Origin of the sequence: Limibacterium fermenti (genome assembly GCF_041902845.1) — a bacterium.
Classification (GTDB): domain Bacteria; phylum Bacteroidota; class Bacteroidia; order Bacteroidales; family Dysgonomonadaceae; genus Limibacterium; species Limibacterium fermenti.
Window position 1 is genome coordinate 1,873,133 of record NZ_CP159486.1, and the last position, 13,936, is coordinate 1,887,068.

Annotated in this window: 13 protein-coding genes; 12 read left to right on the forward strand and 1 reads right to left on the reverse strand. The window is 42.4% G+C overall.

From position 1 onward, the window contains the following. The first annotated feature begins 11 nt into the window (after positions 1 to 11). From ABNK31_RS08425 to ABNK31_RS08475, 11 genes are all read left to right on the forward strand, one after another. Positions 12 to 968, forward strand: a complete 957-nt coding sequence (locus ABNK31_RS08425) for an AAA family ATPase (protein ID WP_418895213.1) — start codon at positions 12 to 14, stop codon at positions 966 to 968. A gap of 302 nt (positions 969 to 1,270) precedes the next feature. Then, on the forward strand, positions 1,271 to 1,993 hold the full coding sequence (locus ABNK31_RS08430) for a hypothetical protein (RefSeq protein WP_418895214.1): 723 nt from the start codon (positions 1,271 to 1,273) through the stop codon (positions 1,991 to 1,993). Positions 1,994 to 3,091: 1,098 nt separating this feature from the next. Then, positions 3,092 to 4,984 (forward strand): methylmalonyl-CoA mutase family protein, encoded by a 1,893-nt coding sequence (locus ABNK31_RS08435; RefSeq protein ID WP_418895215.1) that lies wholly within the window; start codon positions 3,092 to 3,094, stop codon positions 4,982 to 4,984. Positions 4,985 to 4,998: 14 nt separating this feature from the next. After that, positions 4,999 to 7,179, forward strand: coding sequence for a methylmalonyl-CoA mutase (gene scpA / locus ABNK31_RS08440; RefSeq protein WP_418895216.1), 2,181 nt, complete (start codon positions 4,999 to 5,001; stop codon positions 7,177 to 7,179). 148 nt (positions 7,180 to 7,327) lie between these two features. Beyond that, the gene (locus ABNK31_RS08445; RefSeq protein WP_418895217.1) at positions 7,328 to 8,002 is read left to right on the forward strand and encodes a CatA-like O-acetyltransferase; all 675 of its coding nucleotides are present in this window, start codon (positions 7,328 to 7,330) and stop codon (positions 8,000 to 8,002) included. A gap of 35 nt (positions 8,003 to 8,037) precedes the next feature. After that, positions 8,038 to 8,697 carry a hexitol phosphatase HxpB gene (hxpB, locus tag ABNK31_RS08450; RefSeq protein WP_418895218.1) on the forward strand — a complete coding sequence of 220 codons (660 nt, stop codon included), beginning with the start codon at positions 8,038 to 8,040 and terminating at the stop codon, positions 8,695 to 8,697. A 282-nt stretch (positions 8,698 to 8,979) separates the two neighbouring features. Further along, on the forward strand, positions 8,980 to 9,915 hold the full coding sequence (locus ABNK31_RS08455; RefSeq protein WP_418895219.1) for a CsgG/HfaB family protein: 936 nt from the start codon (positions 8,980 to 8,982) through the stop codon (positions 9,913 to 9,915). After that, on the forward strand, positions 9,912 to 10,247 hold the full coding sequence (locus ABNK31_RS08460; protein WP_418895220.1) for a hypothetical protein: 336 nt from the start codon (positions 9,912 to 9,914) through the stop codon (positions 10,245 to 10,247). Before ABNK31_RS08455 ends, ABNK31_RS08460 begins: the two co-directional genes overlap by 4 nt. After that, entirely contained in the window at positions 10,244 to 10,594 is a 351-nt protein-coding gene (locus tag ABNK31_RS08465; RefSeq protein WP_418895221.1) for a DUF4810 domain-containing protein, read from the forward strand. The genes ABNK31_RS08460 and ABNK31_RS08465 overlap by 4 nt, the downstream gene beginning before the upstream one ends. Then, positions 10,591 to 11,286 (forward strand): GNA1162 family protein, encoded by a 696-nt coding sequence (locus tag ABNK31_RS08470; RefSeq protein WP_418895222.1) that lies wholly within the window; start codon positions 10,591 to 10,593, stop codon positions 11,284 to 11,286. Before ABNK31_RS08465 ends, ABNK31_RS08470 begins: the two co-directional genes overlap by 4 nt. Before the next feature lie 13 nt (positions 11,287 to 11,299). Then, positions 11,300 to 11,449, forward strand: coding sequence for a hypothetical protein (locus ABNK31_RS08475; RefSeq protein ID WP_418895223.1), 150 nt, complete (start codon positions 11,300 to 11,302; stop codon positions 11,447 to 11,449). Between the two features lie 80 nt (positions 11,450 to 11,529). On the opposite strand, the gene ABNK31_RS08480 is transcribed toward ABNK31_RS08475, so the two are convergent. Further along, positions 11,530 to 11,955, reverse strand: coding sequence for a hypothetical protein (locus tag ABNK31_RS08480; RefSeq protein ID WP_418895224.1), 426 nt, complete (start codon positions 11,953 to 11,955; stop codon positions 11,530 to 11,532). 366 nt (positions 11,956 to 12,321) lie between these two features. Here ABNK31_RS08480 and ABNK31_RS08485 point away from each other — a divergent pair, with 366 nt between their 5' ends. After that, positions 12,322 to 13,866, forward strand: a complete 1,545-nt coding sequence (locus ABNK31_RS08485) for an IS1634 family transposase (protein WP_418892868.1) — start codon at positions 12,322 to 12,324, stop codon at positions 13,864 to 13,866. Positions 13,867 to 13,936 lie beyond the last annotated feature (70 nt).

Consider the following 13,936-nt stretch of genomic DNA (forward strand, 5'->3'; position numbering starts at 1 on the left):
ATACCGGAGATATGATTTATCTGAAAGAATTTACATTGATGGACGAGGATGCCACTTATTACAATGGATGGGATTCCATTGTCCGGCAGGATACCCAGGACGAGCATTATCCGCTCGGACTATTTGCTTTAAAACTTCAGGAAATCGATTTTGATGATATTACCGTCTTCTACGGCGGCAACGGTTCCGGTAAAAGCACCTTGCTCAATCTCATCACCGAAACGCTCGATATTCAACGTTCGGGAAAATACAACCGGACAAAGATGTTCGACTTTTTTGTCAAGAACAACCGTTACGAACTGAATGATATAAAGAATGTTCCGTTAAGCAGTAAATTTATTGCTTCGGATGATGTTTTCAAACACATTTTGAGCGTACGGGAAGAAAACAGCCGGATCAGGAACAGGAAAAGCAGCGAAAGCGATTACTACGATGAAGTGAAAAACAGTTCTTATACCGACTATTGGGATAACGGCGTCCATTTGGATATGGAAGACCGGGAGGGAATCGATGCGTTCCGGAAGTTCGTCGATGGACGCTCGAAATCCAAACGCCGGTTTGTGCGCGATAGAGCCGGCGAATTGCAACGCCAGTTTTCCAACGGCGAAAACGCCCTGATATATTTCGACAAGCAAATCGAGGAAAATGCGCTTTATTTGCTCGATGAACCTGAAAACAGTATGTCGCCTCAATTTCAGCTCCAATTGAAAACGTTGATAGAAGATTCCGTACGCTTTAAAAACTGTCAGTTTATCATCGCCTCCCATTCGCCGTTTATACTTTCATTGGAGAATGCCAAAATCTATAATCTCGATGCCGAACCCGTTACGGTGGAAAAGTGGTATCAACTGGAAAATATGAAAATCTATTACGAGTTTTTTAAATTATTCCGGTACAATTTCGAGGCGGGTAAGGCGGAAGAAGATTCTCACCTTTCAGAAAAACATATTCCTCCTCGAAAGCATTGAAATTCGCATGTGCACACTCCTTAATACGAAGTTTTCTTTCTGAAGAACGGGGGGTGGATTCCACCATCCAGTCGAGGATGATCGTATTTATATTAGGTTATTGAACGCATCACGGGTGTCGATTGAAACGGCACCCGTGATGAAGACACCGTGAATGAATGTGAATAATATTGCTTGTATGTGCAATAAAGTATAAATTATCGTCTTTTTCTTCAAATAGTTGCCTCTTTGGGAATAACATATCGGGGCTTTTCGTATCTTCGCTTCTGTTAACAACTTATTTAAATTTATTGGTTATGATTATGATTAAAAGAATTTATAAAGGCAAAGACGTGGAAATGCTCACGACTAACGATATCATGATCGACAATGCCATTGCCGACCAGGTTTTTCTTTCATCCAAACGCTCAACATGGACAATAGAGTTTTTCACGGGTCTTAAAACACGTATCGGAAACGCCTTTACCCACTATTTAGGTATTGATAGCGACGCGCAGCAACGCTTGGCTACAAGAACACTTTATGCACTGGTTACTTCCGCTATCGACGATTTGTCTGAAGTGAAGATCCAGATCGGGGAAGATTACAAACCCGACAAGCCCCGCCGCAACGAACTCTTGAAGTTGTTGGGCTACACGGCTCATTTCAACAAAGCGCGCGCCAAAGACCAGGAAGCCCTTGTCGAACTGCTGGCACATTTCAAAACAGGCCTTACGGAAGAAATAAAAACGGAGTTGACCACTAAAGGAACTTCCGCCGAGACGCTCGACCGCATCGTAGGGTATGCCGATCCGATCAAGCAAGCCAACGAGACGCAGGAAGTTCTGAAAGGCGACAGCAAAAGTGTTTCAGCCGAAGCGGTTACGGAGTTCAATGCCATCTACAGCGAGTGCATTTCCATCGGCAAGATCGCTGCAAACTTTCACAAAGGCGATGCCGTGATGCGCGACAAGTTTTCGTATTCCAAAATACTGAAGAGTTTGAACGCCGCTCCGCGAAAGAAAGAAGAGAAAGAGGAAAAGTAAGATATTACTATTATGCTTTATATGTGAAATTTCACTCAGACATCAATTATAAATAAGAATGCACGGATATGCTTTCTACATAGTTTCATTTGTAGAGCCATTATTTTTTCGAATAAAATGGGAAAGATGAATCCTGTCCTTGCTACTTATCTCATGATTAAAGGTTTATAAAATTATTCTGAGATATAATATGCAACAGATAAATAGAAAGACACTTACCTTTTTTACAATGGTTGTTTCTGCTCAAGAAAACTATGAGCAGAAATTAATAGATCTCTTAACAACTGGACATTTTTGATAATGATACATCGATAGTGTTTAACGGTGTAAAGTTACCTATATTAAAGTTTAATAGTAAGATAGTTCTCGCGAAAGAAGATAACGTGATTGAGATCTATTCGCTGCCGGGGCAATCAGTTCCCGGGACGTTTGACGGACATATAGGATACCCTTTTTTCAGGAATTTGGGAAAGAAGATTCTACTTGATTTCGATAATATGCGCATTGATATTATTGAATGAATAGAATGAATCCAATTCGGTAGTAGCCATCCTACACTTTTAGCAAATTTCCGAAAGTGTAGAATATGTTCTCGAAACAGTTGTACATGTTTCCGAAGGTATTTTTTATGTTTCCGCTACTATTTCTCATGTTTTAGAAAGTGCTGCACATGTTTCCGAAAGTATTTTTTACCTTTCCGAAACCGTTTCTCATGTTATCGCCTGACATTTTTATATAGTAGAAAGAGCTGCGCACGTTTCCGCTAACGTTGCACATGTTTTCGAAACACTCTTTTTTCTCCGCTGAGGAAACAATGCTGTCGTAGAAAAAGAAGATGATAACGCCATATGGTAATCCCGCAAATCATAAGGTTGCCGGTCAAAGTAAAAAACATCGATGGGAATTCTTGAAATATAGTTAAGGAGAATGAATAAACGGACGGAAAAATCTTTTATAAACAAACAAATTATCGTACTTTTGTGATTGTGTAAAATAAAAACAGAAATAGTCCGACCTACTACCGGAAAACTTCTGGTTGGAGCAAAGAACAATACACAAGCATGCAAGAAAAACGTCGAAATAATAAATATAAAACTTATGAGTGATCACAAAGAAAATTTTTTTGTAGATTTTCCACCTACGTCCACCGATGAATGGATGGAGAAAATCACCGCCGATTTAAAAGGGGCTGATTTTCAAAAAAAACTGGTGTGGAGAACCAATGAAGGATTTACCGTAAATCCTTTTTATCGGGCAGAAAATGTAGAAGGTTTGCCGACCCTCGAAAACCTACCCGGGCAGTTTCCCTACGTACGGTCCACCAAGAAAGATAATGTGTGGTATATACGGCGGGAAATACACGTGGACGATTTCGCCGAAGCCAATAAAAAGGCCGTGAAACTGCTCACGAAAGGCATTACTTCTTTCGGCTTCCATCTTCCCAAAAATGGAATTACCCCCGAAAATATAAAAGTATTGCTTAAGGACATTTCGCCTGAGAAAGTAGAATTGAATTTCAGAACGTGTATTTCGCGTACGCTTGAGCTTGCACGTGTGGTGTCGGATTATCTGTTGAAGAATAATTTTGAATTGACCAAATGCCAGGGCTCCATCGAGTTCGATCCTTTCCGGAAAATATTGAAGAAAGGAATAGATTCCCCGCAATGGGCCGAAGAGGCGGCTGAAATCGTCAATATCACGTCGCAGTTGCCCCATTACCGTTGCATTTACATAACGGGCAATAGTTTTAGCGATGTCGGAGCTTATATCCATCAGGAACTCGGATATAGTTTGTCTTATGGCAATCAGATCCTCGGGGCCTTGATTGAAAAAGGTATCGATCCGGTAGTGGCTGCCAATAAGATAAAATTCACCTTCGGTATCGATTCCAATTATTTTATGGAAATAGCCAAATTCCGTGCAGCCCGCTGGTTATGGGCCGAAATCGTAAATGCCTATGAACCGCTGCACGCCGGACAATATAGCGACGAAGAACGGAAAAATGCGGCAAAAATGAATGTCCATGCCGTCACATCGGCATTTAACCAATCGGTTTTCGACCCGTATGTGAATCTGCTCCGTTCGCAAACCGAAGCCATGTCGGCTACCATCGCTTCCGTCGACTCATTAACCGTGCGGCCTTTCAATGAAGCGTTTGAAACACCTACCGATTTTTCCGAACGTATCGCTGTTAATCAACAATTATTGTTGAAAGAAGAAGCGCATTTCGATAAAATCATCGATCCTTCTGCCGGATCGTATTATATTGAAACCCTCACTTCGTCCATCGCCGAACAAGCTTGGAAGCTTTTCCTCAAAACGGAGGAACAGGGATTTTACGAGAACTTGAAAGCGGGCGCTGTACAAGATGCCGTCAATGCTTCGGGCGATGCACGCATGATAGCGGTAGCCAAACGTCGGGAAGTGCTGGTCGGAACCAACCAATACCCGAACTTTACCGAGAGAAGGAGCGATACGCTTGCAGAAAGCCATCAACATGCTTGCGGATGCGACGGCGATAAGGAAACTCCTTTTAAAAAGCTGAAAGTACGCCGCTTGGCGGACGACTTTAATGAACTCCGCTTAGCCACCGAACGAAGCAAGAAAACGCCGAAAGTATTTATGCTCACGATCGGTAACCTGGCTATGCGTTTGGCTCGGTCGCAGTTCTCAGCCAACTTCTTCGGATGCGCGGGTTATGAATTAATCGATAACCTCGGATTCAACACGGTGGAAGGAGGCATTAAAGCGGCGCGCGAAAAAGATGCCGATGTTATCGTATTGTGCTCGAGCGATGATGAATATGTAACGTATGCTCCGGAAGCTTTCGATATGCTGAAAGGCGGCAAGGAACTGTTTGTCGTTGCGGGTGCGCCGGCTTGCATGGACGACCTGAAAGCGCAGGGTATCGAACATTTTATTCATGTACGCAGCAATGTGCTCGAAACATTGATCCTATTTCATAAACTTCTCGGGATTACTATAAAATAAAACGATCAATTGAAATGAAACCGAATTTTAAAAATATAAATTTTCAAACGGCCGGCTTTGAACAACACAACGCTGCCGATTGGATGAAAGAAAACAATATTAAGGCCAATTGGCTCACACCGGAACAGATACCGGTAAAACCCGTATATACCAAGGAAGATCTCGAAGGCATGGAGCACTTAAACTATGCCGCAGGTATTCCTCCTTTTCTCCGTGGCCCTTATTCCACGATGTATGTGATGCGTCCCTGGACGATTCGACAATACGCCGGATTTTCGACCGCCGAAGAATCCAATGCTTTTTACCGCCGTAACCTCGCTTCGGGACAGAAAGGCTTGTCGGTGGCTTTCGACTTGCCAACGCACCGCGGTTATGATGCCGACAACGAACGCGTCGTCGGCGATGTGGGGAAGGCCGGTGTATCGATTTGTTCGGTAGAAGATATGAAAGTCCTTTTTGACGGTATTCCGTTGAATAAAATGTCGGTGTCCATGACCATGAACGGCGCGGTACTTCCCATTCTGGCTTTCTATATCGTCGCTGCGCAGGAGCAAGGCGCCAAACTCGAAGAGATGGCCGGAACCATTCAGAACGATATCCTGAAAGAGTTCATGGTACGTAACACCTATATTTATCCGCCGCTTTTCTCGATGAAAATCATTGCCGACATCTTTGAATTTACTTCGCAGAAGATGCCGAAGTTCAACTCGATCTCCATCTCGGGTTACCACATGCAAGAGGCGGGAGCCACAGCCGATATCGAATTAGGCTACACGTTGGCCGACGGCATCGAATATCTGCGCGCCGGTATCAACGCCGGTATCAAAGTCGATGCATTTGCCCCGCGTTTGTCGTTCTTCTGGGCTATCGGGATGAATCACTTTATGGAAATCGCCAAGATGCGCGCCGCCCGTTTGTTATGGGCCAAGATTGTGAAGGGATTCGGTGCGAAGAATCCTAAATCGATGGCGTTGCGTACGCACTCGCAGACTTCCGGTTGGTCGCTTACCGAACAAGACCCTTATAATAATGTAGGGCGTACTTGCATTGAGGCGATGGCGGCTGCGTTGGGACATACGCAATCGTTGCACACCAATGCGTTGGATGAGGCTATCGCCTTGCCGACCGATTTCTCGGCACGTATTGCGCGTAATACGCAGATTTATATTCAATCCGAAACGAACATCACCCGTCAGGTCGATCCCTGGGCCGGTTCTTTCTATGTGGAATCGTTGACCCATGCGTTGGCGCAAAAAGCTTGGGAACATATTCAAGAGGTCGAAAAACTGGGAGGCATGGCAAAAGCCATTGAGACGGGCGTTCCGAAGTTACGTATCGAAGAAGCCGCTGCCCGTACGCAAGCGCGTATCGACTCGGGTATTCAAAAGATTATCGGAGTGAATGAATATCGGTTGGAAAAAGAAGATCCGATTGATATTCTCGAAGTGGATAATACCGAAGTGCTTCGGCAACAGGTAGAGCGATTGAAGAAATTGCGTGCAGAACGGGATGGAACCGCCGTACGCCAAGCATTGGAAGCCATTACCAAATGTGTGGAAACCAAGGAAGGTAATTTGTTGGAGTTAGCCGTGGAAGCAGCACGGGTTCGCGCCACATTGGGCGAAATATCGGATGCTTGTGAAAAGGTAGTAGGACGTTATAATGCAATAATCAGAACAATCTCAGGAGTGTATTCATCAGAATCCAAAACAGATGCCACGCTTAAGGAAGCGCGCGCACTTACCGAACAGTTTGCCCGCAAAGAAGGGCGCCAACCTCGTATTATGGTTGCGAAAATAGGGCAGGACGGACACGACCGCGGCGCCAAAGTGATTGCTACGGGTTATGCCGATTGCGGTTTCGACGTCGATATGGGACCGTTGTTTCAAACTCCGGCCGAGGCGGCGCGTCAAGCAGTAGAGAATGACGTCCATGTATTGGGTGTTTCTTCTCTTGCAGCCGGTCATAAAACACTTGTTCCGCAAGTTCTCGCAGAACTGAAAAAGTTAGGGCGTCCCGATATTGTGGTGATTGCCGGCGGTGTTATTCCGGCACAAGATTACGATTTCCTTTACAAAGCGGGAGTGGCGGCTATTTTCGGTCCCGGAACCTCGGTTACCAAATCGGCGTGTCAAATCGTACATATCTTGATGGATGAAAATTCTTCGGAGGAGACAGTAACGACGAAGGAATGAGCGCTTATCCCTTGCCTTCCCCCGGGGAAGTGCATCGGAGTTTCCGTAAAACTGACGGCTGCGGCACCCGTATGGATGTACCGGCCGTCAGTTGTTTTTCGGTGTTTCAAAATATATAAATATAACGCAAAGAAAGAGAGACAATCGTATGGCTGATAAATTACATGAAGCTGTTTTTACGCCTGTGCCTTCGGATTGGAAAAGAAAACCGTATTTCGATTATTACTATCATCGCCTGAAGACCAAATACAATATCAATCATCATATCGATATCACCGCCTTCCTGAAAGAAAAAGAAATACGGCAAGTGAAGTTTTATCCCGCTTTTTTATACGTCATCATGCGGGTGATTAATCAACACGAAGAGTTCAGGATGGGTTTTGATGAAGAAAACAGGTTGGGGATATGGAATTATCTCGTTCCTTCCTATACCATTTTTCATCAGGACGATCATACTTTTTCCGACATTTGGAGTAATTATTCTCCTGTCTTTGCAGAATTTTACGATTCCGTTATGGAAGACATGAATACCTATAAAGAGGTGAAGAAAATCAAGGCGAAAGAAAATCAGCCTGCAAATTTTTGTCCGATCTCAGTGGTTCCCTGGTTAAGTTTTCAGAGTATTAGTCAGGATACTTCTTCCGAATCGAACCTTTTATTTCCTATAATCCGCTTTGGAAAATATTACGAAAATGACCATAAGATGCTCCTTCCGTTTTCAATATTCGTCAATCATGCGGTAGCGGACGGATATCATACGGCCACATTCATAAATGATATCGAACAATTCGGCAACAATGCCCGCGAATGGATGGATAGATAAAGAAAGAACGGTAAAACACAATGGTTCGGTAAAATATGGTAAAAGCAATTATTTTTGATATGGACGGAGTCATCATAGATTCAGAGAAATTATGGAAACGGGCCGAATATGAAATATTCTCATCCTTAGGTGTCAATGTCACGGATTCGGATTCGGAATTGACTCAAACCATGACTACGGCAGAAGTTACCCGCTTTTGGTATTCGAAGTATCCGTGGCAAAACATCTCATTGAGAGAAGCAGAACAAAGGGTTGTGTCGAGGGTGATTGAACTTATCGATACGGAAGATTGTCGTATCGAAGGTGTGAAATCATTTATAGAAAAGTTAAAAGAGATGGGGTTAAAAGTAGCATTGGCAACTAACTCTCCAAGCGAAATAATTCCTTTTGTCTTGAAAAAATTGGAGATTACTCATTTGTTCGATGTCATATCTTCTGCCGATCTTGTCGATAAAGGAAAGCCGGCTCCCGACATATATTATTATACAGCCCGAAAGCTCGCTGTGGATCCTAAATATTGTATTGCCATCGAAGACTCATATACGGGAATGTCAGCAGCAAAAACAGCTCGTATGACCGTCATCGCGTTTATTAGGAAAAAAAAAGATTTACCTGCCGGTATTATTGACTTTCAATTTGATCGTTTTGATTGTAAAAATATAGATGAATGGATAAAACGGGGCTTTCTCAATTGAATTTAGCTCACTTTTCGCAAGCAAACGTTGTTTAGTATTACTCATTCATCGACTTGATTTACGTAACGGAAGGCTGATCGCTCTCTTTGTCTGCGAAAGTTGAAATAAAAACACCAAAAAAATTGTTTTATAATCGAAAATAACATAAATTTGAGGGCCGAATTTTATCTTCTTTTGAAATAAAATTGACACAATCTTTATTTTTTTTCTTTATATCATTAATCTATACGGAAACGGATTATTAAATATAAAATGTAATATTCACATCAAAAAGAACATCAAATGAAAAAGGCATTAATGGGTATTGGTTTTCTCGTTATCGCTTATAGTTGCAGTACACAGCAAAAGGTGGTGCGAGTTGAACCTCAAGTTCAAGAAATCAAACAAGAAGAGCAGGAACAGGTGCTCAAACGGAAAGTTGCCATAGCTCGTTTTTCGAATGAAACGCAGTATGCTAAAGGAATTTTTTATGATAAAGATAATGATCCTCTCGGAAAGCAGGCCGTCGATATCTTGTCTACAAAACTGGCGTCGACGAATAAGTTCATTTTATTGGAACGGCAAGATATGGATAAAATTCTGGAAGAGTTGAAAATTGCCGGAACCGAAGCTCCGCAAAAAGTAGGAGCGGACTATTTGATTATCGGTTCCGTGACGGAATTCGGCCGGAAAAATGTAGGCGATGTGAATGTGTTTTCAAGGAGTAAAACACAAACGGTACAAGCTGGCGTCAATATTCGTCTGGTGGATGTCTCTACAGGGCAGATCATTTATTCGGAAGAGGCGAAGGGCGAGGCCGAAACGACCAATAAAACGGTGATGGGATTCGGCGAACGGGCCGATTACGATGCGACTCTCGCGGATAAAGCCATCTCGGCCGCTATCTCAAAATTAGTGGAAAACATCGTGAATAATTGTATGGACCGGCCATGGAAATCGTATTTTTTAGTGTATGATACGGACGGTATTTTAATCTCCGGAGGGAAAAGTCAAGGCTTACGCGTGGGAGACATTTACGAAGTGGTACAAAAAGGAAAAACCGTGACAAATCCTCAAACCGGGATGTCCATGGAATTGCCCGGAAAAACGGTCGGCAAAGTGGAAGTCAACTCGTTGGGAGGCGAAACTTCCGACAATGAATTTGCGATAGTATCCTTTATAGAAGGAAGCATAGACCAGGCGAATTTAACGAATTACTATATAAAACAAATACAATGATGAAAAAGATACTTTTTGTAACGGTCATCGGGTTGATATTCATTGCCGGCTGTACCGGCGTAAAAACAATATCAACCGGTTTGGAAAACGAATCTTATTTGGTTTTTGTCGGCAATCCGGCTGATTATCGCGGAGGAGTCGATGTATCGGTCGATGAGAACCTGTCATTCAAAGCCGAAGTAGTAAAAGACAATGTCGATCGTCCGAAAGGCAAAGTGTATGCAATATCTACGGGCACACACACCATAACGGTATCATATGAAGGAAATTTGATTTTCCAAAAACAGGTGTTTGTTTCAGCTCAGGAAACAAAAAAAATCATACTGCAATGAAAAAAATCATGCTCTTTATTATCGCCGCCTTAGCATTGGGTTTGGCTTCCTGTACTACACAAAAATCGCTCTACTCGTGGGCGAACTATCCCACATCGAGTTATAATTATTTGAAAAACAGTGATGAGAAATCAACGCAAGAGTTAATCGAAACGTATCAGAAAATCATAGAAAAGCAGGAAGGTACGCGCGGAGTGGTTCCTCCCGGTATATATGCCGATTATGGGTTTCTTTTACTCACAGCTAATAAAACGGAAGAGGGTAAGGCTCTGTTGGATAAGGAAATTGCGTTGTATCCCGAATCGAAAGTATTTATCGATAGAATTTTAAAAATGATGGAAGAATGAAAAAAATCATTATCTGTACGATTATCGCCGCGGCTTTTTTGTCGGCTTGCGGCACAACCAATACCGTCACCGATATCAAATCGGTTGCCTATAAAGGAATGTATGACGAGAAGCCGCTAGCTATTTTGCTTATGCCCCCCATCAACCGGAGCACAAACGTGGAGGCGAAAGAATATTTCCATTCGACTCTGAATGTTCCTTTGGCAAATGCCGGTTATTATGTGATCCCCACCTTTCTTTCCATGGAAATATTGAAGAAGGAGAGCGCCTATGATGCTGAATTGTTTTTGGATTCTCCACTCAATAGATTCGGAGAAGTGTTTGGCGCCGATTTGGCGTTGTTTACCATCATTCATAAATGGGATAAGTCGCATATCGCAGGAAGCGTGGACGTATCCGTAGAATATATTTTAAAATCCACCAGAACGAATGAAGTCCTTTATACCCGTATAGGAGATATCACGTATAATACATCAGTATCGAGCGGTACGGGAGGTCTTATCGGAGTGTTGGCCGATATGGCTGCTACGGCCATCAATACGGCGGCAACCCGTTATATCGATGTAGCCCGGGCCTGCAATACGTATACCTTTCAGGATTTGCCCGCCGGCAAATACAGTCCGTCGTACGGCGCCGATGCCAATGAGTTTGCCGGAGAGAAGGTGTTTAAGGCGACGTTGAGTAATAAATAAGGATGTTCTTTTTATGCAAAGATTATTAATCCTGTTTGTTTTAAGCCTTATAAGCAACCTGTTGTGCTCACAAACCATCACGCTCCAAACCGGTGTCTCCTTGTCACATGTCGATTGGAAAACCAGTTCTCCGAATGTAATTACGTTTTATAACAGGGTATGAAAAAAGAGGTTGTTGTCCCTGTAATATGGGAAATAACCTCTTTTTAATAACCAGAAACATCTACTGTTTGACTTGATGATTTACCGGGAACCGGCTCTGTCTTTTTTTCCCTTTGCTCTCTTTTCCCAACGTTCTTTTTTTAACGTATTCCATTGTTCCGTCTTTTCTTTCCCGATGATGCTTTCCAGTTCGGAGTTAAATTCTTCCAATTCTTTTTCACGTAAAGCTTTTCCTTCTTCACGATTCTTGGATTGCTGTTCACGGGTAGCTTTTGTCTGTTCGTGATGTGCGGTGCGTTTAGCATCCTGTTTTTCAAACAGAGCTTGCACTTTCGTTTGTTGATCTGTGGTCAAATCAAGTTCTTTCGCTAAATTTTCTGCGCGTTTTTCAGCCGAAGGCCATTCACGCGGAGCTCTTTTACGTTCTTTTTTGTCTGTGTCCTGTGCCGATACCGACAGGCTCAAAGTCAATAAAGCGACCATTGTTAAGAATACATACTTTTTCATTGTTCTACATTTTATGAATAAATGATTATTTTGCATTTGCTTTTATAGGACGTTCAAAAGTACATAAATGTTTAATCCCGAAAGAATGTTTATAGGAATATATTTATAATATTATCAGTTGTTTATCGGTTTGTTTAAGGCTTTAGAAAGGATGTTTTTGAAGTTGGTCGATAAAAAAAGGGCGTTCGTCTATTTCTCCGAAAAATCCGTTTTTGAGTGTATCAAATAGTCACGCTTCTGTAAAAAGGTGTCCTGACTTCGACACTTTTAAAACTCTCTTTTTATAACCATCTCATATTTATATATTTGCGTATTTTGCGACACCAAAATGGGTGTCGCAAGCAAGAAAAGTCCTAATTTTGCGGTATGTATGTACGCAAAAAACGAAACAGGTCGGGCAGTACCAGTGTTGTTATCGTTGATAAAAGCACCGGCAAAATCCGTTATTTGAAAACAATCGGTACCAGTTCTGATGAAAAAGAAATTGAGATGTTTTATCAATCGGGCAAAAAATGGATTTCCAAGCAAGTTGGCGTGCGTGATATGTTCCGGGAAGCGCAACGAAAAGAAGAGGAAAAACAAGTTACCGAACATCTTTTGAGTAATATTGAAAACATCTTGCTTAATGGAACTCAACTGATACTGAATCAGGTTTTCAAACTTATTGGTTTTGACTCCATAGATGATGAGATATTGAAGCATTTGGTTATAGCACGACTGTGTCAGCCTTCAAGTAAGGCAGGTACGGTTGATTATCTTCAGTCTTATTTTGACGAAGATATTGAATTGCACAAGATTTACAGGTATCTTGACAAATTATACAACACACAGCAGGATAAGGTGCAAAGAATCAGTGTAGCGCACACTAAAAAGATTTTAGGAGGTGCCATTGGGCTTGTGTTTTACGACGTAACCACGCTCTATTTTGAAACGGATGAGAGCGACGACTTGCGGGAAAGGGGCTTTTCCAAAGACGGTAAACACGCCCAACCGCAGATTGTTTTAGGTTTGTTGGTCAGTAAAGGCGGCTATCCGTTGAGTTACTCGATTTTCAATGGTTCTCAATACGAAGGACGAACAATGATTCCAATCGTAGAAGATTTTGTGAAACGCTTCGATTTGGAAGATTTTGTGGTTGTAGCCGATTCGGGATTGATGAATAAAAGCAATATCTCTCTTTTAGAATCAGGCGGCTACAAATACATTATCGGGGCAAGGATAAAGAATGAAAACGAAGAAATCAAGCAATGGATTTTATCGTTGAAAAAGCAGGACGGACTATTTCATGAACTTGTCAAGTTGGCCCAATCACGCTTGGTTGTGGGTTATACCGACAAACGGGCAAAGAAAGATAAATATAACCGCGAAAAGGGAATAAAACGCTTGAAATCAGCCTGTAAAAGCGGACAGCTTACCAAAGAAAACATCAACAAGCGCGGTTATAACAAGTTTTTGGAAATATCTGATAATGTAAAAGTTTCAATCAATCAAGAGAAAATCATCGAAGACGAGAAATGGGACGGTTTGAAAGGTTACATCACCAACACAGACCTGCCTGCAAAAGAAGTTTACGAGCAATACAGCGGGCTGTGGCAGGTTGAAAACGCGTTTAGGGTAACTAAGGGCAAAATTGAGTTACGACCAATGTTTCACTTTACCCATGAACGGATAGAGGCGCATGTTTGCCTCTGTTTCGTGGCATACAAGGTTTATAAGGAATTGGAACGAATATTGAAAAACAACAATATAGGCTTGAGTGTGGATAAAGTTTTGAATATTTCCAAAACAATTACTACCTTGAAAATCAGGTTGCCACTCAGTGGCGAAACGCTTACCAAAACCATGCTGCTGACAGCTCGGCACAAGTCTATCGCCCGATTGTTCGACCCTGATTTCTGGAAAATCGGTTAGGGTGTCGCATTGTCGAAGTCAGGAAAAAGGGCGTTCGTCTATTTCTCCGAAAAATCCGTTTTTGAGTGTA